Below are 24140 nucleotides of genomic sequence, written 5' to 3' on the forward strand. Positions count from 1 at the left end.
ATGGTTTCTCCGTGCCGGAAATGTGCCTAGATTATAGTCTAGGCAACGTTATCGCTCGAGCGCCTCATTATAATGCCGGTACAGCCAGCGGACGCTTGCAGTTATAATAGCAAACTCGGCAGATTCGCCAAGAACTACTCACCTAACCTGAGCAATAAGATTTTATTCTTTTATGGCAGTTTCACTTCCCGTCGTCGGACATCCCCAGCGTTTTTCTTTCCATAGTCAGGGATTAGATAGTAAAGCATTGGCCGAATTGGCCTGTGGTTTAAAAGCAACACAATCACCGCTGGTGATTTTAACTGCCAATGCGTTTGAAGCGCAGCGCTTGATGGATGAGATTCCCTATTTTGCCAAAGACATCGAAGCCCATTTGCTGCCGGATTGGGAGACACTGCCTTATGATGTGTTCTCGCCGCACCCTGATTTGATCTCAGAGCGTTTGTCTACGCTATACCAGTTAAGCCAAAACCAGAGTGATGTGGTGATTGTTCCACTTGCAACGGCTTTATTACGCCTGCCATCGGTGGCTTATCTGGCGGCACATACCTTTATGCTGAAAAAAGGCCAAAGGCTTGATGTAGACGCTCTGCGCAATCAATGTGCGCAGGCCGGTTACCATCATGTCAGCCAGGTCATGAGCCCGGGTGAATTCAGTGTGCGTGGCGGCCTGGTGGATTTATATCCCATGGGCAGTACACTGCCTTACCGTATTGATTTGTTCGATGACGAGATCGAAACCATACGCACGTTTGATATCGATACGCAGCGTAGTGTATATCCCGTCACCGAAATACGTATGCTGCCGGCCCGTGAATTCCCTATGGATGATGCTGGAATTACATTGTTTCGCAGCCAGTTCCGGGAATATTTTGAGGGCGACCCGCAACGAGCAAAAATTTACAAAGATGTGAGTAAAGGCACGGCCAGTGGCGGTGTGGAGTGGTATCTGCCATTATTTTTTGAGCAAACCGCCAGCCTGTTTGACTACCTGCCCAGACAAACCGTATTGTGCCTGCATGGCGACCTGGATAAAGCCGCGCAAACCTTCTGGGCCGATGCCAACAGCCGTTATCGGCTGATGGCTTACGATGCCGAAAAACCGATTTTGCGGCCGGAAACCCTGCTGCAAAAAACCGATGAGTTTTTCAAACAGACGCATGCATTTGCGCTGGTGCATCAGCAGATACAAAACGTGACGACGCTATCGCCGGTGGAAGTCGACCGTCGTGCTGAACAGCCATTGCATAAGCTACAGGGATTTATCAGCCAGTTTGACGGCCGCGTGTTAGTCGCGGCTGAAAGCCTGGGTCGCCGCGAAACCATTGCACAGCTGTTCAGCGAACACGGTCTCACTTTTTCACTGGCTGAGGACTGGGCCGGGTTTGAGAAAAGCCAGTTTCCGGTCATGCTGGGCGTATCCCCTTTACACCAGGGCTTTATTGATGGCGAATTAGCCGTCGTTACCGAAGCCGAGCTTTATGCCAGCACTGTGCGCCAGCAACGACGCCGTAACCAGGAAAAAGCCCGCAATACCGAGGGCATGCTCAAAGACCTCTCCGAGCTGCGGCTGGATGACCCGGTCGTGCACGAACAGCATGGGGTAGGGCGTTATAAAGGCCTGGTCAATATCGATTTTGGCGAAGGCGAAACCGAGCTGTTGCTGATTGAGTATTTCGGTGAAGACAAATTATATGTGCCGGTATCGCAACTGTTCCTGATTTCGCGCTATTCCGGCGGCCCGCCTGAAAGCGCACCGCTCCATCGTCTAGGTAGTGGCCAGTGGGAAAAAGCCAAGAAAAAAGCACTCAAGCAGATCCGTGATACTGCGGCCGAATTGCTGAATTTGTATGCGCAACGTGCCGCGCGCCGTGGACACGCCTTTACCCTGAGCCTGCAAGATTACGAAGCTTTCTGCGAAGGCTTCCCGTTTGAAGAAACGCCGGATCAGCTGGAAGCGATTGAGAACGTCATTAAAGACATGCAATCCGGCCGCCCGATGGACAGGCTGGTATGTGGCGACGTTGGCTTTGGTAAAACCGAGGTTGCGCTGCGTGCTGCCTTTGTCGCGGTGATGGGTGGCCGCCAGGTGTCAGTATTGGTGCCAACCACGTTATTGGCCGAACAGCATTACCAGAACTTTGTTGATCGCTTTGCCGAATGGCCGATCAAGATTGCCGAGATTTCCCGTTTCCGCAGCGCCAAAGAGCAGGCTGAAGCGTTGAAAGGCCTGGAGAATGGCAGCATAGACATCATCATCGGTACCCACAGACTGATCCAGAAAGACGTGAAATTCAAGAATCTTGGCCTGGCGATTCTGGATGAAGAGCACCGTTTCGGCGTGCGCCAGAAAGAACAGATGAAAGCTTTGCGAGCAGAAGTGGATGTGCTCACCCTGACCGCGACGCCGATTCCGCGCACCTTGAGCATGGCGATGGAAGGCTTGCGAGAATTCTCGGTTATTTCTACCCCGCCGCAAAAACGGCTGGCGATTAAAACCTTCCATACCGAATATTCCGAAGGCATTATCCGCGAAGCGGTGATGCGCGAATTCAAACGCGGCGGCCAGGTGTATTTCCTGCATAACGAAGTGGATACCATCTATGTGATGAAGGAAAAACTGGAGAAGTTTTTACCTGAAGCGCGGATTGCGATTGGCCATGGTCAATTGCGTGAACGCGAACTGGAACACGTGATGCGTGATTTCTACCAGCAACGCACCAATTTATTGCTGTGTACCACCATTGTCGAAACCGGCATTGATGTGCCTACTGCCAACACCATGATTATCAACCGCGCGGATATGTTCGGCCTGGCGCAATTACACCAGCTACGTGGCCGCGTGGGCCGTAGCCATCACCAGGCTTATGCCTATTTGCTGACAGACCCGCACCGTACAATCACTCCCCAAGCACAAAAGCGTCTGGATGCGATCCAGTTGCTGGAAGACCTGGGCGCCGGTTTCCACCTCGCCATGCATGACCTCGAAATCCGTGGCGCAGGCGAGTTGCTAGGTGATAGCCAAAGCGGCGAGATGCAGGAGATTGGTTTTACCCTGTATTCCGATATGCTGAATCATGCGGTGAAACAGTTGAAAGCCGGCAAAGAGCCTGACCTAGATGCACCATTAGGTGTGACGACAGAAATCAACCTGCATACTCCAGCCTTGTTACCCAGCAACTATTGCCCGGATGTACATGAGCGCCTGGTGCTGTACAAACGCCTCGCCAACTGTGAAGACGACGAAGCTTTGGATGTGATGCAAGAAGAGCTGATAGATCGATTCGGGTTACTGCCGGAACCGGGCGAAGCACTGATTGCCTGCCACCGCTTGCGTATTGCTGCCAAACCGCTAGGTATCATCAAGATTGATGCATCCGATGCCGCCATCCAGTTACAATTTAATATCAAGGCCGATCTTGATCCTATGAAACTGGTGAGCTTGTTACAACGTGACAAACGCTGCCGCATGAATGGGCCGGATAAATTACGTGTTACAGTACAGCTGGGAAATTTGAATCACCGGGTCGAATTGGTAAAAACGCTTTTGAAGGAATTCAGTTAATGTTAGAAAAACTATTAGCCGCCATCGCCACCTGGATCATGGGTGTGATTTCCACCATGGGTTACGGCGGTATTGTATTGCTGATGGCGATTGAATCTGCCTGCATTCCGTTACCTTCAGAAATCATCATGCCGTTTGCGGGGTTCTTGGTCTCCAAAGGTGAAATGACCTTGTGGGCGATTGCGCTGGCGGGTGCGATTGGCTGCGTGCTCGGGTCGATTCCTGCCTATTACCTCGGGATGTATGGTGGCCGTCCGCTGGTAGAGAAGTACGGTAAATATGTGCTGATCAGCAAACGGGACCTGGATATGGCGGACCGCTGGTTTGCTAATCATGGCGAGATCATTATCTTTATTGCACGCCTGTTGCCAGCGGTGCGTACCTTCATTGCTTTTCCCGCAGGTGTGGCGCGCATGAACATGACACGTTTTATTGTATACACTTTTGTCGGTTCACTGATCTGGTGCTGGGTACTGGGTTACATCGGTATGAAAGCCGGCCAGCATTGGGAAGACCTGAAAGTCTATTTCCATGAATCACATTACGTGATTGCCGCGCTGGGCGTGATATTTGTCGTCTGGTATGTGCGCCGGCATTTTAAGAACGAGCACGAAGTATCATAATAAAAAAGCTGCCAACCGGCAGCTTTTTTATTACAGGCATCAGGCTATTTCCATGTGACTACCTGGTTAATATCGCGACGCGTTTTTGGCCTTGGATCCACTTTACGGTAACCAAAAGCGACCATATAGGCCAGGCCATATTCTTCCAGGTTCACGCCGAATTGTTCGGCCAGCAGCGCATCGGTTTCTTTCTGTTTAAAACCTTCAATCGGGCACGAGTCTATGCCACGCATGGCGGCTACTGTCATCATGTTGGCCAGCGGGATATAGCATTGCTTGCTGGCCCAGTCGAACAGTTTGCGGTCATCGGTAAGGTCAAAATCTGATTGCTGAAACTGGCTGTAAAAGCCCAATCGCATGTCAGCCACTTCTTGCGGATGCTGCTGCACTTCGCGCATAAATGTAGGCAGGTAAGAACCTTTAGGATCAAGAAACGGTGACTTCATCGCCAGGCACAGGACAAAGTGGCTGGCGGTATCCAGTTTCAGCGGTGCGCCCCAGGCATGCTGTTTGAGGCTTTCACGCAAAGCTTTGTCTTGCACCACAATAAAGTGCCAAGGCTCAAAGCCGAATGAGCTGGGCGAAAGCCGGGCGGATTCAAGAATTAACTCAAATTCTTCAGCGGGGATTTGTTTGCTGGCATCAAACTCTTTGCAGGCATGGCGAAACTGGAACGCATCCAGGATAGCTTGTTGTTCAATCATATTTAATCCTTGTTTATTTAACGCTTATTCGATGACGACTAGTTTACCGACACTTAAGAATAAAATGGCTGTTTTGACAGGCAGGCCTTCCTGCTGGAATAACTGTGCGTAGGACGACAATTGCTGGGTAAATAGCCCAGCCAGGCTGTGCAAATCTTGCTGTTCAGTGACCGGCATGGATTTGTAATCCACGATCCAGCGTACACCATCGGCGACAAAGGTACGGTCTATGACCTTTTTACTATCCGCCAGTTGTTCAATCGCCAGCTCGGAAGCGGCGTGAGTGTGTGCTTGCAGCACCCATTGCCCGTCGTCAGACTGCACAGTCGTGGTTAATAATCTGGCCGCTTTGGCTGTGGCTGTCGTTGCGTCATTGTCTGTGTAACCGCGCTGTTTAAACCAGCGCTGCATGGCAGCAGTGTGCATCAGGAATTGGTTATTTACACTATCGCCCCAGCGGGCAAGGCCTTGCTCGGCAATCAGCTGCAGGTACAGATGGGCGAGGGTGCCGGTATCGGCTTCCAGTGCCGCCACTGTCGCATCCTCAGTAATTTGTCTATAAGCTGGGGTTGCCAGAGTATCGGCAACTTGCAATACAGCCGGTGTCAGGGCTTGACATACGCGGATGAGTTTAGGCACGAATTGCTGAATATCGGCGTCAGTTTGCGTATTTGTCGCGCGCGCCACAATGTCATTTTCAGGGGTAAACTGCGCATTCACAGCTGGCCATAACAGATGCAGGAAGGTGTTTTTACGAGGTTGGGGGTCACCGTTTTTATCCGGTTTTGCAGCGCCTAATAAATGTAATTGCCGTTCAGCACGCGTGGCAGCTACATACAGCACACGCGCATCTTCATAAGCGGCGCGGGTTTTGTCGAGGTCGTTCAAGTAATCATAAGCCGTGACGGTAGAAGCACTAGCCTGCTGGCGCTTGCGGGCCGCGGGCACATATGGCGCAGCGACGAGCTCGGTGGAGCCGTCAGCCAGCGTCACTTCTTCCCATATCACCAGCTTCGCATCATCTGGCGGGTTGCCGCCATCCAGGCCGGGCAGAATCACGGTATCAAATTCCAGGCCTTTGGATTTATGTATGGTCATGAATTGCAGAGTGGCATCGGCTTTTGCATCGGGTGCGGCGTAGAGTTTTTTCACATCTTCAGCCAGTGCTTGCGGGCTGAACTGGTTGTGCTGCTCCAGCGCTGCGATGCGCGCAAAAAATGCCTGTACGTCCTGCACATCATTTTCATTCCACAGGCATTGCGCACCGCCCAATCTTAACCAGGTGTTGTGCACCCAGCGGCTGACGCTAGAGCGGCCACGAAAGTCCAGCGCAGATTGCATGACTTCGCAGACATGGCGTGCGCGCTGTTGACCATCTGCGCTTAGCCTGGCAAGCACAGCCTCATCGGAAAGCAAATGCATCACACTGCGATGACTGTCCAGGCCGATCAGCGCATGCAGGTCAGCCAGAGTCAGGCCACACCAGGGCGCACGCAGTAAAGCCAGCCAGTGCACACGGTCGGCGCGCTGATGCAGCGCATAGGTCAATGTCAGCAAATCCTGCACAATCTGGCGGTTGGCGAGTTCTTCAATCTCAACTGCCTGGAAACTCAATTCACTGTGGTTACGGCGCATTTCGCTGACCAGGGCGTGCAGATGCCTGCGTGCGCGCACCAGCACGGCGATGGTGGCATTTGGTTTATTTGCGCGCGTATCCTGGATGATGCGTATGATCTGTTCAGCTTCCAGATGGCGGATATCGGCAGGTTCTTCATCCGCTTCAGTTACGGGGATTAATAGCGGATGTACAAATATCCCTGCACCTTCTGTATCAGCACGGGTAGCGACAAACGGCCGGTAAGCAATAGCGCCTTGCTGCGGCGCGTCTCTCGCGGGCAGCATGCCTTTAAATGTCTGGTTGATCCATTCCACCACCGGTGGCCGGGAACGATTGTTACGCCAGAGTTTAAGCGGTGTCAGCTGGATGTCGCCAATGCCATACACAGCGGCATTGAGGAACAAACCGACATTGGCTTTGCGGAAGCGGTAAATCGACTGCATGGGGTCGCCGACCGCAAACAGGGTGCGGCCATCGCCTGGCAGCCAGCCGCGCGTGAGTGCCTTAAGCAGGTCAATCTGCATCGGGCTGGTATCCTGGAACTCATCGACTAACAGATGCTGAATGCGGTAATCGAGGCGCATCGCCAGTTCTGTGGAAACGCCACCTTCAACCAGTGCGGCCAATGCGCGCTGGGCTATCTCGACAAAATCCACTTCATTCTGCGACTGGAAGCATAGCCATAATTGCGCGGCGGCAATGTTCAGTAGCTGGCTGAGCGCCTGGATGATGGCATCATCTTCACTATCCGGGTCGGGAAACATGCGGATGCGGGCAATGCTGGTTTCACTGTCACCCTGTTGCGCCAGCCCATCCAGTATGTCTGTTAATGCTTCTTTGTAGGGTTTTGCTTCATCGGTGGCGGGCAAGCCCATGTTTTTATCCAGCCGTTTGCGCAGGCCACCGCTGGCGGTCAGTAACAAATCGGCCAGTGCACGCCAGCCGGGTAAGTCTTCAATAGTGGCTGAAAGCGGTGCTTGCCAATCGAGTAAACCAGATATTGCATGATCAGGTGGAAGCTGGCTGGCAGCATAACGCGCAATGGGCATTAGCGCAGATTGCAAGCGGGCGGGTAAAGCCTGTGCCGCCTGCTGTAACTCACTTTCAATCAGATGTAACAATGCCAGCCGGGCAACTTCGCTTTGATTTATCTGATTGGGATCGCCGCCTGTTTGACTTAAATGCAACCATTGCTCACGTTTAGAGAGCATTGCCATCAACAGGCCTTCAAGGCGCGCCTGGTCGTTATCCATGTAGCGAAGCACTAGTCGCACAGGCGCTCCCAGTTGCGGGTCATCCATGGTTTGCAGCGCTTGACCGGCCGCTTCACGATAATATGCCCAGGCATCTTCAGTCACGGCCGGTTGCGTACCGAAACGGCTTAATAAGGGCATTTGCCTTGCCAGGTTGGCGCACAGTGAATCAATGGTATAAATGCGTAATCTTGCAGGTGTTTCCAGCAAATGCCAGTTCAGCTCAGCTGAGCGCTGCAAGGCCTGCCGGCCTAGTTCAAAGGTGATCTGTTTATGAGGCGCTTCCGGCGTCGCACCTGCCGCTGCCAGTTGCAGGCTATCAAGAATGCGCGCACGCATTTCTGATGCAGCTTTATTGGTGAAAGTAATCGCAATGATTTCTTCGGGTGCCTGCACGGTTTGGAGTAACTTGAGCACACGTTGCGTCAGCAGTTCGGTTTTGCCCGCACCCGCTGGCGCTTCGACAATAAAGGATGCTATATCCAGTGCGCGCTGGCGGTTAGCGGTGTCGTTAGCCAGCGCTTGTTGCAAGTCGAATTCAGAGATCGTCATGACTGCTTACCCAGGTGCTGGTGCTCAAACTGCAATTGCCGCTCAGGCAACCGTAACAATGGCAACACATCGCAATAATCCAGATCTTTTTCGGATTCAAATACCACAGCGGCATCGCCTGCTTTTAAAGCCTGGGCGGTATGGGTAATCTGCCGGCGCCAGTGCTGCAGTATCGAAGGCCAGTCGGGAAATGCTTCCGGATCGAATAATTTGTTTTTTTCGTGGTTGAACGCCTTGATACCCGAAACGATGTCATCTTCAGCGGCGACGCCGGTGAACCCGCCATCGGTCAGGCGCAACTTGCCAAAACAGACTGCGGCAATGTCTGCATCCTGCAAGATAAAGGCGGCATAAATCGGCAATTGCGGCTCGGTGATTTTGTCGCTGGCCCAGTTTTTATAATCGGGCGCGCTGCCGGTTTTGTAGTCAATCACCACCAGGCGGCCATCTGCCAACGTATCCACACGGTCTATCACCAGCTTGACCTGTATGCCTTCAATCAGGGGATTGAATTTTTTCTCTACCATGCTGACGCTGAAGGCTTGCGGGCGTTCGCGTTCGACTTCCCATAACCAGGTCAACGCCAGCTTGCTTAAGCGTTCAGTTTCCAGCTGGCAAAACACTTCGGAAAAAGGTTGCGAGAATTCCTGGTTAAACTCGCTGATGACTTGCGCTGATACCTGGTCCAGCTGACTTTTTAGTGTGGCTGGTTGAACAGCAGGCCAGTCCAGAGCCGGTTGTTGTAACCAGAATGCTGCCATGACTCGGTGGATTAGATCGCCGCGCTGCATGGCATCCAGGCCATTGTGCGGAGTTTCCAGTTTGCGGGCTTTTAATCGGTATTGATAAAACGCCCAGGCCGGACACAGCGCTTGCGCACGCAACAAGCCGGTACCGCCACTGACATGCTCACCGTCTTCAACCGGTGGCGCCTGGTGGTCGTCCAGCCATTGCCAGTCTTGTGCATTGTTGTGTGCTAGCGTTTCGGCAAGGGTGGCTGCGCCTGGCGTAGCAGCCGTCTCCCGTATCGCGTAAATCAGCGGACTCAGGCGTAATAGCCGATCCCCCTCTTTGTTTGCATAAGAAAAAATTACCTGCCTGGCTGAACGCAACAGACGTTGGTGAATCTGGTTGGCAAAGTCAATTTGAACTTCGCTGCTGGCGTTGGGCGTGGCTGCCTGGCGTTGCAGTTCTGCAGGAATCAGCGCGTTGGTGCGCGACAAGGGGGGCCACAAATGGTCATTCATGCCCATCACCCATACGCCATCCAGGGGTTGTGCGGAGGCTTCCAGCATGCCCATCAGCGTGATATTGGGTGCGCGTATCGTTTGCGGCTGGAAAATCTGCGCCTGGCATAATTGCGATAAACGGTGCAGGGCAGACATGGCATCAATCGCACCCAGCCACGCATCCAGCGCTGCCAACTGGCCGAGTACACGCTGAAACGATTGCTGGCATTGATATTCGTAACTGGATAAACTGCGCTCGCCGGGCCAATGCGTAGCTTCAAGTAACTGGTTAAAACTGGCGACCCAGGCAGAAGGTGCTTGTTTGCGGGGTGTCTGTTTTGCCAGTGTGAGCAGTGCGCTCAGATCAGCTGTCAGTGCCGGACAAGTAATTGGGTGTATATCTTGCTGTTTACGCTCAACAAACCGCAAAAAAGTTGAAGCTTTTACCTGCAAAGGCAATTGCCTGCGCATCTCGGCATCCAGCGCTGCGCGTGGGTCGGCTTCGTGTTGCGCTTGTGACCAGTAGACGTTGCCAAGAAGGGCTGAAAGCTCGGTTTGCGTGAAAGGTGACTGTTGAAACGCTAGTCTCAGCAAGCTGAGTGCGGTATCCACAAGTGGCCAGCGGCTAAGCGGCAATCCTAGCGAAAACTCGTAACAACGCGGTGTTTCAGCATGCGCAGGGTGCATTGCCTCCGGGTGAAATACATCGTCTAACAAATTTGCCAGTGTGTCACGCAAGTTGTCGAGTTCCGGCACTACTATCGCCAGCCTGGCCAGAGGGTTGGCGGCTAAGTGCTGTTGTGCCCAGTGCACCGCGGCCCGGCATTCGTCCATCGCTTCCGCGAATGCCATTCGCTGGACAACATCAGCGGTGATACCCGTTTCATAAGTAGCTACGCTGACGCCTTGTTTCTGGAATTCATTTATAAATGCCTGTAAATGCGGGTTGATACGGTCAAACCCGGCTAATTGTATTTCGGCTGGTAATGAATAAGGGTGTTGCTGCAATTGTCGCAGCTGCCATGCCTGGTAACGTACACTTTCGAGGTAACCACTTTGTTTGCACAACAACTGGAATTGCTGGCGCCATTGCATAAACTGGCGTGTTTCCTCAGTTGCCGTCGACATGTCCAGGCTGATGCTCCATTCGATCAGGTAGCGGTTGGCTTCCATTGCAGCACTGGCCAGGCCACTGGTATTAAACAGCGTAGCCGCTTCATGACGGCTAAGGCTATGCTGGATCGCCTGTTCCCATAGCATGGCTTCCTGGGTGGCGGAGAGCATGCCGAGTGGTGCATCGGCCACATCAATCTGCCCACTTAAAATCGCGTGTTCGGTGAGCTGGTCAAGCCAGTCTTGTAACGGAAAAACCTCGGGCGTTCGCCATTGTGACAAGGCTTTTTGCTGGAATTGTGCGTGCAGGGTTTGGCGTATTCCCTGCGCCAGGCGCGCGGATGCACATAGAATAATGCGCTTGTTTTCAATGGGCTGGGAATGCATCCGGTAGATAATAAGTTTATGAGAATGAGTGGGTGAGCATTGTTACAGGCGGATTAAACTATAAATCAGCTTGCATGGCATATTGTCGCGCTTAAATATGATGCAGGCAAATGAACTGTATGCGGCTTGGGATTAATCCGCATTATTTACCGATAATATCTCCAAGAGAAACTTGATGAACATGACTGGAATATAAAACTGGTTTCATTGCTTCGCCCGATGATTTTCTCAGGTAATATCAACCTTTACTGCTCGCTGATTTTAACAACTTTAATTAGGTGAATATCAAACATGGGGAAATTTATAAAAATAATATTTTGGCTGATCTTGTTTCCAGTGGTTTTTTTGACGCTCTACACCTGGGCATCCCTGAACTGGGTATATTCCTACGGCGAGCGGATCGGTTATGTGCAAAAGCTATCCAATAAAGGCTGGGTATGCAAAACCTGGGAAGGTGAGTTGGTGCTGGTGACGATACCGGGCACGCAGGCTGAAAAGTTTCATTTTACGGTGCGTGATCCGGCGGTGGTATTGAAAGTAAATCAGCTGGCAGGCGAGCGTGCAAGGCTGCTATACAAAGAACACAGAGGCGTGCCTTCTAACTGTTTCGGTGAAACCAGTTACTTTGTCTATGACGCACAACCTATTGAAGATGAAAAGCAGTAATTATTTCAACGGTTAAAAATGGCCGTTCAACACTCGATGCTGCTCTGGATTGGTCGTTTTGCAGCGCCTCGCAACACATAATTTTTAAGCCGTGTCTTAAAGGCTTTGCTGGAAGAAATCTTGAACGGTTGTATGATGCGCAAGGATCGAATGAACAAGAGCAGGGAAACCTGAATAGAGTTGGTAATCAATGGCAGAGTACAAAAATTACATTACGCCGGAAGGCTACGCGGCAATGGAGAAAGAGTTTCAATACCTTATTAAGGTTGATAGACCGGAAGTGGTGCGCGTAGTAAGTTGGGCGGCGGGTAATGGCGACCGTAGTGAGAATGGCGACTATATCTATGGCAAGAAACGCCTGCGCCAGATCGATTCGCGCATACGCTTTCTGACCAAGCGTATGGATGCGGCCGAGATTGTGTATAGCCGTACGCAAACCAACACCGAGAAAGTATTTTTTGGTGCCTGGGTGACATTGTTCAATCTTGAAGATGAGAGTGAGATCATCATCCGTATTGTCGGGCAGGATGAGCTGGATCCCGCGCAAGGGTATATTTCCTGGGTATCGCCTATGGCGAAAGCATTGTTAGGTAAAAATCTGGGCGATACTATACGGGTAGTCACGCCTGCTGCGGAAACAGAATACGAAATTATTGATATCCGCTATGAATAACAGCACACTGATGGTTTTTTGAACTAATATTGCCAGGTTGCTCTCTTAAAATTACCATGAAAAAACGTCTTTGCATTTTCCTGATTTGCTGGTTGCCATGCTTTGTCATGGCCGCTAACGTCATGGCGATGCAAATGTTGCTTGCACAGGCAAATTCTGTTTCACAACAGTTGCATGACACACATGCCAGTCACGAAATTAACGCGATGAGTGAAATGCCTTGTCATGAGCACGAAGCTGCCCATGATTCTGCTACAACGACATCGAGCAAAGCGCACCATTGCGATGTATGCGGATTTTGCGCTACCAGCGGCGGCGTTGCGCATTTTCACGCCGTTCCCGTTTTAGCCATAACTGCTTCACGTTCGGCCACGCCATTATTTATGGCCGCGCCTGTCCATTCCCAAACCTACCCCCCCGCTATCAAACCGCCCATATTCAGCTAGCAGGCAGGACAAATCCGTCTATCGGTTTGTCCGCTTTGTAGATCACACTTTGTTCTAAAGCGTTTTTGCCAAGTTGAATATGGAGGGCTTATGTCCAAGCAATACACCATTGCACCTTTTTCCGTTTTCTCACTGGGCGCCTTGTTTTTAAGCCAGTTAGTTGTGCCGGCTCATGCCGCTGCACTGATGGGGTTTGAAGATAGCGCCATGCTGATGACCGAAATTGGTCGCTATAACCAGGAATGGATGTTGAACTACTCGCCCGCACTCGGGCATGCCATCGGCGTAGAGCAGATGCGCATGTCAGGTAAAGGCGAGCAGGCCACCACCATTACTGGCATCAATTACACCGGCTTGATCAAACGCTGGAATCTGCCAGCCGCACAAGCCAACATCTGGTTTAACGGCAGCGTCGGCGAAGCCAAAGGGCAATATGATGGCTTTGCCTACACGCCAAGCGTGCAGTTTGATATGGAATCCACACGATTGTATTTTCTTGCTAAAGCCCGCATGATCCGTGCGCCCGGCATGAACTACGACACCGCTGCAGTCCAGGCCGGGTTTTCATTTTATGAAGCCGGCTTTGACGACACGCAGCCATGGTTCGTGATTGAAGCCAAAACCATGCGCAACAATGATCCCGGCTTACAGGTGACGCCTGCAATACGCCTGATCAACAAAAATTATTTTCTCGAATTTGGTGTAACCAATCCATGGCAGGGTGAGGGCTTCGCGCCGCGCCTGAACGCCATGTTTGTGTTTTAACCACTCTATTTTTAAAGGATTTTAAAATGAAAAAATTATTGATTACCCTGATGTTAACCGCCATGACACCTGCTGCATTTGCGGTCACTACGCTAAAAGCAGAAGTCAATGGCATGGTGTGCGCCTTTTGTGCCAAGGGCATAGAGAAAAAACTCAAAGCCCTGCCGGAAGGGCAGGCGGCATTTGTCGATTTAAAAAGCCGTGTAGTGGCTTTTCAGCTAAAAGATGGGCAAACACTGACTGATGAAAAGTTTAATAAAGTCATTCAGGATGCAGGATACTCGGTCACTAAAGTCGAGCGCGTCAACCAAACTGTTGCAGACATCCAGGCGCAACTGAGTAAGTCCGGCAAAGAAGGTAGCAAGTGATGGCTAGCGAAATCAATCATTTGCAAACGACAAAACGGTTGAATCTACTCTCTCTGTTTACCAGTGGATCAACACTGATTTGTTGTGCATTGCCTGCAACGCTGGTGGCGATTGGTTCGGTGGCTACACTCACCAGCCTCGTCAGCCAGTTTCCGCAATTGATCTGGATTAGCGAGCACAAGGCCCTTGTATTCGGCCTTGCCGCTGTCATGCTGTTATTGGCAGGCTGGTTGCAATGGCGTGCAAGATCATTACCTTGCCCGACTGATCCTCAACTCGCTATGCTTTGTATGAAGACGCGCCGGCAAAGCCTGTGGGTTTACTGGATATCTGTAACATTGTTTCTGATTGGTTCTTTTTTTGCGTTTGTGGCACCGCTGTTGATTGAGTAAATTGTCACCTAAGGCCTATCGTTTTAATTAAGGATGGGATTTCAGCAACATTAAAAAAGCCGACGCGAAGTCGGCTTTTTTATCAGCTGCGTATCCTGAAATTGCTACTTCAGGATTATAAGAAATTATTTAGGTGCGGCTGGATCCGGCTCAGCAACAAAAATCTCTACGCGGCGGTTTTTTGCCCGGTTAGCTTCTGTGTCATTTGCCGCAACCGGCTCATGTGAACCGCGTCCATCAATAGTGATGCGACTGGTAGCAATGCCGCGCTCGGACAGGTATTTACGGGCACTGGCAGCGCGATTAACTGATAACGGGTCATTGACGGCATCAGAGCCACTGCTATCAGTGTGTCCAATGATGTTGATACGTGCTGCCGGATTGTTTTGCAAACCGCTGGCAAATTTATCCAGGATAGGGCGGAAATTCGGTTTGATATCAGCTTTGCCTTTATCGAAGGATATGTCACTTGGAATCTCAAGTTTCAGCTGGTTGTCGCCGGTTTTGGTCACGGCAACACCAGTACCTGCAGTGGCTTGTTCCATTTCCTGCTTTTGTGCTTCCATTTTTTTGGACCAGATATTACCGGCAATGGCACCCGCACCAGCACCTATCGCTGCACCAATGGCGGCACCCTTACCACCACCAGCAACTGCACCGACTACACCACCGGCTGCAGCACCAATACCGGCACCTTTGGCTGTTCCTTTTTGCGTTTCGCTCATATTCGCGCAGCCCGACATGCTGATTGCAGCCGTTAACACTGACACAGTGATTATTTTATGCATTTGTTTTTCTCCCGTAAAAGTTTTTGTAACTCCCGTTGGTCACAAATCTGCAAGACTAAGTTCAGTCATTCCGCCACTTACAACGAATTTTTTTAACTGTTTCGAGTCACACTTTTATGCTGTTAACTGCATTATTAATGTTAATGATTCTTATTTGTGGTGATTGAATAGTGATTTTCTACTTCAGGCTGAGCTTGAATTCTGTGATCGAAAGGTATTAGATGCACACCAACGCTGAGAAAAATGGTTCCAGACTTGCCGTGAGCTATGGGCGGATATTGGGTTATCTGTTTTGTGCAGTTGGCATTGTGTTTCTATTCAATGAAGCCTGGCAGTTAATTTCAAGCAAGCCAACCTTACGTATTGCGTTAGGTTCTGGTTCGATAGCAGCATTGGCAACTGCCTTAGGTGTTATACCTATGCTGGTTACCCGTGAACCAGGACGCCGTGTGCAAGATACTTTGATGGGATTTGGTGCGGGCGTTATGCTTGCAGCCTCCTGTTTCTCTTTAATTGTGCCATCGCTAGATATCGCTCAAACCCAAGGTATGGACCGCTGGGGTGCTTCGATGCTGACCGGCGCTGGCATATTGATGGGGGCAGGCTGTTTAATGCTGCTGGAACGTAAGTTGCCACACCAGCATTTTTTTGGAGGGGCGGGCACAGAAAGTGCGCAACGCATCCGCAGACTATGGTTATTTGTATTTGCGATTGTGTTGCATAATATTCCCGAAGGGCTGGCGATAGGCGTTTCTGCCGCAGGTAATGATGCTGCACGTGCCGCCGCATTGGCAACCGGTATCGCCATCCAGGATGTGCCGGAAGGACTGGTAGTGGCCCTCGCGCTGAGCAGTGTCGGCATGGGCAAATGGAAATCTGCATTATTGGGTGCAGCTTCTGGCCTGGTTGAACCACTTGCCGCCGTGCTGGGTGCTGCGGTATTGATCTACAGCCAACCGATGCTGCCATGGGGTTTGGCATTTGCAGCGGGCGCTATGCTGTTCGTCGTCAGTCACGAAGTGATTCCTGAATCCCATCGGCAAGGACATGAGCTATTTGCAACGACAGGCCTGCTGGTGGGTTTTGTACTGATGATGATCCTGGACACCGCACTGGCGTAAAGCCAAATGATTTCTGCCATACTGATATTTGCAGGGCCTGGAAAGCGATAACGCACGCAGGCAATGTACATCTATCAGAGGCTTAACTGCAAGCACTCACAAACTCGCATGATTGATTGTCGTGAGAAAAACTTGCGCAAAAAATGATAAGCGATTGAAAATGCATGGTTTTTAGGCAATCAAACCATATGTCCTCGCGTATAATCCCAGGTTTACTAAGCAAACGTTGAGTTAAAGTGTGTCATCGCACTCTCTGCGTGACATAGTGTTTCGACACAAGATTTGCAAATATAAAAAAGCCACACATGACTCCCCCCATTATTCTGGATATTGAAGCCTCCGGCTTTGGCGTAGGCAGCTACCCGATTGAAATCGGGTATGTTGACGCCAGCGGGGCAACTTGGAGCGCGCTGGTGCAGCCGCAAGCGGGCTGGGTGCATTGGGATGACAAAGCTGAAAAACTACATCAACAATCCCGTCAGGCATTAGTTGAAAATGGGCAAACGCCACATGCGATTGCCACTCACCTGAACCTTACATTCAATGGACAAACGCTGTATACCGATGGCTGGTATCAGGATTTTGTCTGGCTGCACAGTTTGTATGATGCAGCAGGCTTGAATCCTTTTTTCAAGCTGGAAGATTTAAGCGTATTGCTGACGATTGAGCAACAATCCGCCTGGCATGATACCGAGCAAACTATCCGCAACACGTTTGCATTACCTGAGCATCGTGCTGCGATGGATGCAAAAGCATTGCAACTGACCTGGTTGAAAACTGCTGAGCCAATGCCCGCCCTAGTGGGTTAATTGTCTGATGGGCTAATCTTCGTCGTAGGCTAAGTTTATTAGTTGGTAGCAGCATTTCGCTGTTCAGGTACACTACCTCGATTTTTCGAGCTTCTTTAAAAACACTTCATGTCGTCTTTTATTTCTAAACGCTGGGATATGTTCTGCCAGGTCGTCGATAATTTTGGCGATATCGGTGTCAGTTGGCGCCTGGCCTGTCAGTTGGCGGATGAACACAACGTGACTGTCACTTTATGGATAGAGGATTTAACCGTTGCAAAGAAAATTATCCGGGCAGGGCATTCCAAAGTAAAGGTGCAGCACTGGCATGCCCACGCAGATTTCCCGGAAATTGCTCCCGTTGTCATTGAAACCTTTAGCTGTGGATTGCCGGAGGGCTATCAGCAAGCGATGTCACCACAAACCCTCTGGTTGAATGTGGATTACTTATCCGCCGAAGATTGGGTAGAAGGATTTCATGGTCGGCCATCACCGCAGGCTAATGGCCTGGTTCGCTATTTTATTTACCCGGGGTTCAGCACGCAGACAGGCGGATTGCTGCGTGAGAGGTTTTTACCGGCACTGAAAAAACAGGCTGAACAATCCACACCATCGGCATGGCAGCAGTTGGGCTTGGCGCCAGCACCGAGTGTGATTAATCTTTCACTGTTTTGCTATGCGCATGCGCCAATCAGAGAATTACTGGATAGCCTGGCTGCATCACCATACCGAAGCAGGCTGATTGTGCCTGAAAGTGTGGCAACTGCCGTTTCACAAGCACTCAAGTTAGACGCGATTAAATCTGGTCAAAGTGTACAGCACCAAAATTGTGAGATAACCGTTATTCCTTTCCTGTCGCAAATCGACTATGACCTGTTGTTAGCGCTATGTGATGTGAATTTCGTCCGAGGGGAAGATAGCTGGATTCGTGCCATCTGGGCAGCAAAACCCATGGTTTGGTTACCCTATCAGCAATCTGAAAATACCCACCTGCAAAAACTGGATGCTTTTCTAAAGCATTACCTGGTGCTAGCGGATGGTGAAGTGAAAGCGCAGGTGACATCTGTGATGCAGGCTTGGGCCACAGGTGCATGGTCTGACGAGCGTTGGCGCGCTTTTGTAAGTCATTGCGAGCACATCACGCGACATGCGCAAGCCTATGCCTGCCAGTTGGCGCAGCAGCCAGACCTTGCCACTAACTTGGTGATTTTTATTGAGAAATTGCAAAAAAATCGGGTATAATGCGCGGCTTTATTATTCCCACATTCAATTAAAGGCATTGTATGAAAATTGCTCAGGACTTACGCGTAGGCAACGTGATCATGATTGGTAATGATCCTATGGTAGTTGTGAAAGCCGAATATAACAAATCCGGCCGTAACTCAGCAGTGGTCAAAATGAAGATGAAAAACTTGCTGACTGAAGCGCCTAGCGAGAACGTTTATGCGGCACAGGACAAGTTTGACGTGATCGTACTGGAAAAGAAAGAAGTGACTTTTTCTTACTTTGCTGACCCAACCTATGTATTCATGGATGCCGAATACAACCAATACGATGTAGATGCTGAGTTTATGGAAGATGCATTGCCATACCTAGAAGACGGTATGCCATGTGAGGTGCGTTTCTATGAAGGTAAAGCGATTTCTATCGAATTGCCAACCACAGTAGTGCGCGAAATCACTTACACAGAGCCAGCGGTAAAAGGCGATACTTCTGGTAAAGTGATGAAGCCTGCAAAAATTGCTTCCGGTTTTGAAATTCCAGTGCCACTGTTCGTTAGCCAGGGTGACAAAATCGAAATCGATACCCGCACTGGTGAGTACCGTAACCGTGTGATGAAATAATCGCAACGCTTACCCAGAGTTAAAAAGAAAACCCCAGGCTTGCCTGGGGTTTTTGTTATTCATAAGTCTATGTTTTGTGAATGCTTAGGGAAATGTTTATCTTAATCTTGGGAATGATTCACTATTGGTTATGATTTTTTTCACTGACAATCGCTGACAGCTTTACATCATCTCATCTTAAGGAGGGTTGCAATGCGTCATCAGCAGGTCAGCTATAAGCGAATCATTGTTATGTGTCTGTTGGGCTGGACGGTGCTCTCTATCAATGCAGCACTCGCGGCTGAAGCATCGCGTTCCCTCAAACACCCCTTGGTCGGTTACTGGGAGTCAAAAATTCCCGAGACCGGTTGCCTGGAATCTTACTGGTTTAAAGAAGATGGCACAGCGGTGTTTACCAGTGGCGATGAACAGCTCGAAGCCCGCTATGAAATAACCCCACAACCGGACGTGCAGGGATTTTTCAAACTTACTCACCGTGTGACCTTAAGCAATAAAGGACTGGACTGCACCCGCCAGACTTCCGAAATCAACACCGAGCAAACCAGCTATGTGCTTTTCCAGCCGGATGGCTACAGTTTCATTTCCTGTGACGATGATAACCCATCGTTGGAGGCCTGCTTTGGCCCGATTGAATTAAAGAATAATGCGACCAGAAGTTTGCCCTGAGATCTAAGGGCTTAAGCTGCATGTGGCAATCGGTATTACTGCTGCTCAGGCGTACCATGCCAGTGATGGTGGCCAGTGTCGGGTTAACCCTAGGCCATTCTTCCCAGGCGCTGATTCATGGATTGACGTTTCCCGGCATGGCGATTTCCACCGTAAAACTGAGTATCAAGCATGCTCATTTTTTGCAGTCCGTAGAAAAATGGGAATATTACGATTCCCTCTGTAGCGGAGTCATTGTTGGACGCAAACCGCTGACACTGATCACGGCAGCCCATTGCCTGAAAGAAGTGCAATTGAATGGCCCTAAAGGGCTGCCTGTATTATCGATCGTCCAACCGGAATTACTCGGTATTGAGGATATCCGGCTGCAACAAGCATTCTACCGGCCATTTGCAGCCGTGGCTGAGGATTTAACCCAGGACATTGCAGTGCTGGTGTTTGAGGCTAATATCAAAAGCCCGATACAAGCTCTGCGCATCCGCCTGGATGATCGTTTGCCGGAGAGCATCGTGATTTGTGGTTATGGCCGAGGATACGGCGAGGCTGATACAAGGCATCCCAGATGTGGTGAACGCAAACCCTTGCCTGACCTGTCAGACTTTTTTCAGGTACTGCCCAGGGCCTACCGCGAAATGGACGAAATGCTGCATTTGCAGGCGCAGACACAGTTCGCTTATACCCAGGAGTTGGTACATGCCGAAAAAGCACTGCTGGCGGTAAATCGCCTGAATGACAGCGATCAATACGACCACACAATTCCCATGCCTACAGTTGGCGATTCCGGTGGTCCCTGGCTGGTGCTGAATGCATGGGGACAATACGAGTTGCTGGCGATCACCAGTCTGGTAGAGCGCTTTTATAATCCAAGCGCACATTGGCCTTTTTTCCAGAAACAGGTGCCATTATCAGAATACCCCTATATCGCTTACGGCTTGCGCTTGAGTCATCCTGAAGTATTGGGGTTTTTACGCTACACACAGCATAGCGGTGCCGACATACAATTCACTTCGGCACCGCTGTATCCTTTTATCGACCAGCACTAACTTGAGTACTGGGCCGGGCTAAAACGCCTTAAGCGTTCAGTTTGCTATCGATCTGTTTTTCTGCTGCCAGCCAATGGTCAGTACTCGGGCCATGGAAACCATGTTTTTCGGCGATGTAGTATGCGGCTTCTTCAATCATCTGCAAGCGTTTAGCGCTGGTAACTATCGCAGGTGAACGGGTTTTCTTGCTAGTGCTCGTGGTCTTGCTGGCAGTCTTTTTGGCAGCGGGCTTGGAAGCCGCTGTTTTTGTTGTCACTTCTTTTTTGGCGGCGGGTTTTTTGCTGCCGTTTTCGGTACTTTTGCTGGTGGCCATCATATCTCCTTGATCTAGAGTGAAATAAAAGTGCGAGGCTTGTGACCTCATGTGAATCATCTTATAAAAATGTAACACTTGCCGTCAAGCCGTTAAATGAGCAGACTCTGAATTTGATGGGGAGTTCGCAGCTTTATTTCGGAATATTTCCTTTTCAAGCCCGGCTATTTATGATGTAGTGCATGCGCACCCGTAATTAAAGGAAATCCATGTATAAAAAGGCCCTGACGTCACTCACCATCCTGTTTTTCATGATGGGGTTTATTACTTGTCTGAACGATATTCTGGTGCCATACCTGAAAGCCATTTTTTCCCTCAGCTATAGCCAGGCGGCATTGGTTCAGTTCTGTTTCTTTGGCGCTTACGGGCTGACTTCTATACCATTTAGCAAGCTGATTGAACGTGTTGGCTACCAGAAAGGCATGGTGATCGGTTTTGCGCTGGCGGCAGTGGGGTGCTTGCTGTTTTACCCGGCAGTGATATTACATACCTATCCACTATTTCTAGGTGCCTTGTTTGTGCTGGCATCCGGCATTGTGTTGTTGCAGGTAGCCGCAAACCCTTGCGTGTCTGTTATTGGGCCGAAAGAAACGGCTTCTTCGCGCCTGACCATGGCGCAGGCCTTTAACTCACTGGGCACTTTTATTGCCCCGTTGTTTGGTGCCTATTTCATCCTGTCCGCACTTAAAAACTCGACGCATGCTGAAGGTGTTGTCTATCCTTATTTCTTTATTGCTTCTGTGTTGATCATCATCGCTGTGGTGCTTTCGCGCATCAATCTTACCGGCCTGGAAACCACCCAAGCCGATGAAAGCCGCTGGACTGAGGTCATCAAAGAAAAAAGCTTGTTACTTGGCGTAATAGGGATATTTGCTTACGTAGGGGCTGAAGTGGCGATTGGCAGTTTCCTGGTCAATTATGTGATGGACATCAGCCAGGTCACAGAAACGCAAGCTGCGCCATTAGTCGCTTTCTATTGGGGTGGCGCGATGGTAGGGCGCTTTCTCGGCATATTCACCCTGAAAGCGTTTGCGCCAGCCAGGGTATTGATGACCCACGCCTTGCTGGCAGTGATCCTGATTATTATCTCGATGCAGGCTACAGGCACGCTGGCGATTGGCAGTATGGTGCTGGTTGGTTTGTGTAACTCTATTATGTTTCCCACGATTTTTACCTTGGGGATCAAAGACCTTAAAGCCGGGCAGGAAAAGAAAGGTTCTGGATTGCTGGCAACTGCGATTCTTGGAGGGGCGATTGTGCCCTTGTTGACCGGCTTACTGGCTGATCGTATGGGGCTGCATCATGCATTTATCTTGCCAGTGATCTGCTATGTTTACATCGCGTGGTTTGGTTTTAAAGCGTTGGCTGGCAAAGCGCATTAAATCATTTTTTGTTAATCAGAAGCCAGCCCACGCAAGCCAATACAATTTCCCCATGGATCTTGAAGCTGGCAAATGGCATAACCATTTTCAATGTGCAACGGGCCACGATAGAGCTTGGCGCCGATAATTTGGGCATGTGCCAAGGCTAAGTTTAGCTTGGGAACAAACCAATAAACGACAGAGCCGGCAGGGCCCGAAGACACTTTCTCATCAGCGTGGACGAATTCCAGTGAGATGCCATCGAGAGACAGGTATTCAAAATTGTCTGCTGCCAGGCGCTGCCGCTGAGCATTAGGAAATAATTGCTGATACCAGTTCAAAGCCTCCGAAACCGAGGATACATGAATCATCACGGCTGCAATTGGTTGCGCTTGCATTGAGGCCTAAGCGGATGTTCCACCCACGGTTAAACCATCAATCTTCAATGTAGGTTGACCGACACCCACCGGTACGCTCTGGCCTTCTTTACCGCAGGTACCTACGCCGCTATCCAATGCCATATCGTTACCAATCATGCTGACTTTGGTCAGCACATCAGGGCCGTTGCCAATTAAGGTCGCGCCTTTGACCGGGTACGTGATTTTGCCATCTTCAATCATGTAGGCTTCAGCTGCGCTGAATACAAATTTACCGCTGGTGATATCTACCTGGCCGCCGCCAAAGTTAGCTGCATAAAGGCCTTTTTTTACTGACTTGATAATCTCTTGCGGGTCTTTATCGCCATTCAGCATATAAGTATTGGTCATGCGTGGCATGGGGATATGCGCATAGCTTTCGCGGCGCGCATTGCCGGTCAATCCCATGCCCATCAGGCGGGCATTCAGCGTATCCTGGATATAACCTCGCAGGATGCCATCTTCAATCAGCACGGTGTTTTGTGGTGCATTACCTTCATCGTCCATAGTTAATGAACCCCGGCGATTGGCAATAGTGCCATCATCGACAATGGTGATGCCTTTGGCAGCTACCTGCTGGCCTATCATGTTAGAAAACGCAGAACTGCCTTTACGGTTGAAGTCGCCTTCAAGACCGTGGCCAATCGCTTCGTGCAGCAGGATGCCTGGCCAGCCACTGCCTAATACCACGGTCATACTGCCGGCCGGGGCAGGGCGTGCATCGAGATTCACCAATGCCTGGTGTACGGCTTTTTGTGCGTAATCCTGCAATACCTCATCGGTAAAGAAGCTGTAATCAAACCGGCCACCGCCACCACTGCTACCTTGTTCGCGACGGCCATTGTGTTCGGCAATCACTTGCAGCGAGAGGCGCACAAGCGGGCGAACATCGCCAGCCATCACGCCATCACTGCGGGCTACCATCACCACTTCATATTCGGCAGCAATCGAGGCCATTACTTGCGTCACGCGTGGGTCTTGCGCTTTTGCGTATCGCTCGAGTTTTTCCAGTAACTTGACCTTGGCATCGGCGCTCAGGCTGGCAATCGGGTCTTGCGGTAGGTAGAGTGGGGCGTGGCTACGGGTGAGTATGCTATGGCCGGTTTTTTCCTGGCCCAGATTAGCAATCGCACGCGTGGCATTGGCCGCCTCTTGCAAGGCATCCAGGTGAATATCATCGGAATAGGCAAACGCGGTTTTTTCCCCACTCACTGCCCGTACGCCTACACCCTGGTCAATATTGAAGCTGCCGGATTTAACCTGTCCTTCTTCCAGCCCCCACGACTCACTGCGGCTGTACTGAAAGTACAAATCGGCATAGTCAATATTGTGCGTCATCATGCCAGACAAAACTTTGCTTAAAGCTTCCTGGTCCAGCCCGGCCGGGCGGAGTAGCGTATCGTTGGCAGTGGTAAGTAGCGTTTGCATATGGGTCAACTTAATAAA

General features: G+C 50.4%; 22 protein-coding genes. 15 read left to right on the forward strand and 7 right to left on the reverse strand.

The window, feature by feature from the left end:
• The first annotated feature begins 172 nt into the window (after positions 1–172).
• The gene (gene mfd, locus ASG24_RS10540) at positions 173–3565 is read left to right on the forward strand and encodes a transcription-repair coupling factor (protein ID WP_055871159.1); all 3393 of its coding nucleotides are present in this window, start codon (positions 173–175) and stop codon (positions 3563–3565) included.
• On the forward strand, positions 3565–4188 hold the full coding sequence (locus ASG24_RS10545) for a DedA family protein (RefSeq protein ID WP_055871162.1): 624 nt from the start codon (positions 3565–3567) through the stop codon (positions 4186–4188). The genes mfd and ASG24_RS10545 overlap by 1 nt, the downstream gene beginning before the upstream one ends.
• A 44-nt stretch (positions 4189–4232) precedes the next feature.
• Here the strand turns inward: ASG24_RS10545 and ASG24_RS10550 are convergent, their stop codons facing one another.
• Genes ASG24_RS10550 through ASG24_RS10560 form a run of 3 tightly spaced genes read right to left on the reverse strand, consistent with a single transcriptional unit; the run spans position 4233 to position 11044 of the window.
• A complete protein-coding gene (locus tag ASG24_RS10550; protein WP_055871165.1) occupies positions 4233–4892 on the reverse strand; it encodes an NAD(P)H-dependent oxidoreductase in 660 nt (219 codons plus the stop codon).
• A 24-nt stretch (positions 4893–4916) separates the two neighbouring features.
• Entirely contained in the window at positions 4917–8315 is a 3399-nt protein-coding gene (locus ASG24_RS10555) for an exodeoxyribonuclease V subunit beta (protein WP_055871170.1), read from the reverse strand.
• Entirely contained in the window at positions 8312–11044 is a 2733-nt protein-coding gene (locus ASG24_RS10560; RefSeq protein WP_055871173.1) for a PD-(D/E)XK nuclease family protein, read from the reverse strand. The genes ASG24_RS10555 and ASG24_RS10560 overlap by 4 nt, the downstream gene beginning before the upstream one ends.
• Before the next feature lie 291 nt (positions 11045–11335).
• Between ASG24_RS10560 and ASG24_RS10565 the strand changes: the two genes are divergently transcribed.
• The 6 genes from ASG24_RS10565 (at position 11336) to ASG24_RS10590 (ending at position 14354) form a co-directional block, all read left to right on the forward strand.
• Complete coding sequence (locus ASG24_RS10565) at positions 11336–11710, forward strand: hypothetical protein (RefSeq protein WP_369814181.1); 375 nt, start codon at positions 11336–11338, stop codon at positions 11708–11710.
• Positions 11711–11900: 190 nt separating this feature from the next.
• On the forward strand, positions 11901–12383 hold the full coding sequence (gene greB, locus ASG24_RS10570) for a transcription elongation factor GreB (RefSeq protein ID WP_055871176.1): 483 nt from the start codon (positions 11901–11903) through the stop codon (positions 12381–12383).
• A 56-nt stretch (positions 12384–12439) separates the two neighbouring features.
• Positions 12440–12829 carry a hypothetical protein gene (locus ASG24_RS10575; RefSeq protein WP_156376554.1) on the forward strand — a complete coding sequence of 130 codons (390 nt, stop codon included), beginning with the start codon at positions 12440–12442 and terminating at the stop codon, positions 12827–12829.
• Positions 12830–12919: 90 nt separating this feature from the next.
• Positions 12920–13594: a hypothetical protein gene (locus ASG24_RS10580; RefSeq protein ID WP_055871182.1), complete on the forward strand. Its 675-nt coding sequence runs from the start codon at positions 12920–12922 to the stop codon at positions 13592–13594.
• A 26-nt stretch (positions 13595–13620) separates the two neighbouring features.
• Positions 13621–13962, forward strand: coding sequence for a heavy-metal-associated domain-containing protein (locus ASG24_RS10585; protein WP_055871184.1), 342 nt, complete (start codon positions 13621–13623; stop codon positions 13960–13962).
• Positions 13962–14354, forward strand: coding sequence for a hypothetical protein (locus ASG24_RS10590; protein WP_055871187.1), 393 nt, complete (start codon positions 13962–13964; stop codon positions 14352–14354). The genes ASG24_RS10585 and ASG24_RS10590 overlap by 1 nt, the downstream gene beginning before the upstream one ends.
• A gap of 125 nt (positions 14355–14479) precedes the next feature.
• Here the strand turns inward: ASG24_RS10590 and ASG24_RS10595 are convergent, their stop codons facing one another.
• Complete coding sequence (locus ASG24_RS10595; protein WP_055871191.1) at positions 14480–15142, reverse strand: OmpA family protein; 663 nt, start codon at positions 15140–15142, stop codon at positions 14480–14482.
• 221 nt (positions 15143–15363) lie between these two features.
• Here ASG24_RS10595 and ASG24_RS10600 point away from each other — a divergent pair, with 221 nt between their 5' ends.
• The 6 genes from ASG24_RS10600 to ASG24_RS10625 all read left to right on the forward strand — a co-directional run bounded on the left by ASG24_RS10600 (position 15364) and on the right by ASG24_RS10625 (position 20604).
• A complete protein-coding gene (locus tag ASG24_RS10600; protein WP_055871195.1) occupies positions 15364–16263 on the forward strand; it encodes a ZIP family metal transporter in 900 nt (299 codons plus the stop codon).
• A gap of 305 nt (positions 16264–16568) precedes the next feature.
• Positions 16569–17072: a hypothetical protein gene (locus ASG24_RS10605; RefSeq protein ID WP_055871198.1), complete on the forward strand. Its 504-nt coding sequence runs from the start codon at positions 16569–16571 to the stop codon at positions 17070–17072.
• A gap of 108 nt (positions 17073–17180) precedes the next feature.
• Complete coding sequence (gene earP, locus ASG24_RS10610; RefSeq protein ID WP_055871200.1) at positions 17181–18293, forward strand: elongation factor P maturation arginine rhamnosyltransferase EarP; 1113 nt, start codon at positions 17181–17183, stop codon at positions 18291–18293.
• Between the two features lie 41 nt (positions 18294–18334).
• Entirely contained in the window at positions 18335–18895 is a 561-nt protein-coding gene (efp, locus tag ASG24_RS10615) for an elongation factor P (RefSeq protein WP_055829430.1), read from the forward strand.
• 192 nt (positions 18896–19087) lie between these two features.
• Entirely contained in the window at positions 19088–19561 is a 474-nt protein-coding gene (locus ASG24_RS10620; protein ID WP_055871203.1) for a hypothetical protein, read from the forward strand.
• 20 nt (positions 19562–19581) lie between these two features.
• Complete coding sequence (locus tag ASG24_RS10625; RefSeq protein WP_235562397.1) at positions 19582–20604, forward strand: trypsin-like serine protease; 1023 nt, start codon at positions 19582–19584, stop codon at positions 20602–20604.
• A gap of 28 nt (positions 20605–20632) precedes the next feature.
• On the opposite strand, the gene ASG24_RS10630 is transcribed toward ASG24_RS10625, so the two are convergent.
• Entirely contained in the window at positions 20633–20920 is a 288-nt protein-coding gene (locus ASG24_RS10630; RefSeq protein WP_235559718.1) for a DUF2934 domain-containing protein, read from the reverse strand.
• 206 nt (positions 20921–21126) lie between these two features.
• Between ASG24_RS10630 and ASG24_RS10635 the strand changes: the two genes are divergently transcribed.
• Entirely contained in the window at positions 21127–22299 is a 1173-nt protein-coding gene (locus ASG24_RS10635) for a sugar MFS transporter (protein ID WP_055871206.1), read from the forward strand.
• Between the two features lie 11 nt (positions 22300–22310).
• Here the strand turns inward: ASG24_RS10635 and ASG24_RS10640 are convergent, their stop codons facing one another.
• Together ASG24_RS10640 and tldD are read right to left on the reverse strand one after the other, a co-directional pair.
• The gene (locus ASG24_RS10640; protein WP_055871218.1) at positions 22311–22676 is read right to left on the reverse strand and encodes a glyoxalase/bleomycin resistance/dioxygenase family protein; all 366 of its coding nucleotides are present in this window, start codon (positions 22674–22676) and stop codon (positions 22311–22313) included.
• A 6-nt stretch (positions 22677–22682) separates the two neighbouring features.
• Positions 22683–24122 carry a metalloprotease TldD gene (tldD, locus tag ASG24_RS10645; RefSeq protein WP_055829415.1) on the reverse strand — a complete coding sequence of 480 codons (1440 nt, stop codon included), beginning with the start codon at positions 24120–24122 and terminating at the stop codon, positions 22683–22685.
• Positions 24123–24140 lie beyond the last annotated feature (18 nt).

Source organism: Methylophilus sp. Leaf414, from assembly GCF_001425425.1.
Lineage (GTDB): Bacteria > Pseudomonadota > Gammaproteobacteria > Burkholderiales > Methylophilaceae > Methylophilus.

Bases quoted from the DNA above. Each gene is read 5' to 3' on its own strand.
- ASG24_RS10625 (WP_235562397.1), top strand. From the start codon at position 19,582: ATGTGGCAATCGGTATTACTGCTGCTCAGGCGTACCATGCCAGTGATG.
- ASG24_RS10565 (WP_369814181.1), top strand. From the start codon at position 11,336: ATGGGGAAATTTATAAAAATAATATTTTGGCTGATCTTGTTTCCAGTG.
- ASG24_RS10555 (WP_055871170.1), bottom strand. From the start codon at position 8,315: ATGACGATCTCTGAATTCGACTTGCAACAAGCGCTGGCTAACGACACC.
- efp (WP_055829430.1), top strand. From the start codon at position 18,335: ATGAAAATTGCTCAGGACTTACGCGTAGGCAACGTGATCATGATTGGT.
- ASG24_RS10560 (WP_055871173.1), bottom strand. From the start codon at position 11,044: ATGCATTCCCAGCCCATTGAAAACAAGCGCATTATTCTATGTGCATCC.
- ASG24_RS10580 (WP_055871182.1), top strand. From the start codon at position 12,920: ATGTCCAAGCAATACACCATTGCACCTTTTTCCGTTTTCTCACTGGGC.
- ASG24_RS10640 (WP_055871218.1), bottom strand. From the start codon at position 22,676: ATGCAAGCGCAACCAATTGCAGCCGTGATGATTCATGTATCCTCGGTT.
- ASG24_RS10605 (WP_055871198.1), top strand. From the start codon at position 16,569: ATGACTCCCCCCATTATTCTGGATATTGAAGCCTCCGGCTTTGGCGTA.
- ASG24_RS10620 (WP_055871203.1), top strand. From the start codon at position 19,088: ATGCGTCATCAGCAGGTCAGCTATAAGCGAATCATTGTTATGTGTCTG.
- ASG24_RS10545 (WP_055871162.1), top strand. From the start codon at position 3,565: ATGTTAGAAAAACTATTAGCCGCCATCGCCACCTGGATCATGGGTGTG.
- greB (WP_055871176.1), top strand. From the start codon at position 11,901: ATGGCAGAGTACAAAAATTACATTACGCCGGAAGGCTACGCGGCAATG.
- ASG24_RS10600 (WP_055871195.1), top strand. From the start codon at position 15,364: ATGCACACCAACGCTGAGAAAAATGGTTCCAGACTTGCCGTGAGCTAT.
- mfd (WP_055871159.1), top strand. From the start codon at position 173: ATGGCAGTTTCACTTCCCGTCGTCGGACATCCCCAGCGTTTTTCTTTC.
- tldD (WP_055829415.1), bottom strand. From the start codon at position 24,122: ATGCAAACGCTACTTACCACTGCCAACGATACGCTACTCCGCCCGGCC.
- ASG24_RS10630 (WP_235559718.1), bottom strand. From the start codon at position 20,920: ATGATGGCCACCAGCAAAAGTACCGAAAACGGCAGCAAAAAACCCGCC.
- ASG24_RS10585 (WP_055871184.1), top strand. From the start codon at position 13,621: ATGAAAAAATTATTGATTACCCTGATGTTAACCGCCATGACACCTGCT.
- ASG24_RS10590 (WP_055871187.1), top strand. From the start codon at position 13,962: ATGGCTAGCGAAATCAATCATTTGCAAACGACAAAACGGTTGAATCTA.
- ASG24_RS10575 (WP_156376554.1), top strand. From the start codon at position 12,440: ATGAAAAAACGTCTTTGCATTTTCCTGATTTGCTGGTTGCCATGCTTT.
- earP (WP_055871200.1), top strand. From the start codon at position 17,181: ATGTCGTCTTTTATTTCTAAACGCTGGGATATGTTCTGCCAGGTCGTC.
- ASG24_RS10595 (WP_055871191.1), bottom strand. From the start codon at position 15,142: ATGCATAAAATAATCACTGTGTCAGTGTTAACGGCTGCAATCAGCATG.
- ASG24_RS10635 (WP_055871206.1), top strand. From the start codon at position 21,127: ATGTATAAAAAGGCCCTGACGTCACTCACCATCCTGTTTTTCATGATG.
- ASG24_RS10550 (WP_055871165.1), bottom strand. From the start codon at position 4,892: ATGATTGAACAACAAGCTATCCTGGATGCGTTCCAGTTTCGCCATGCC.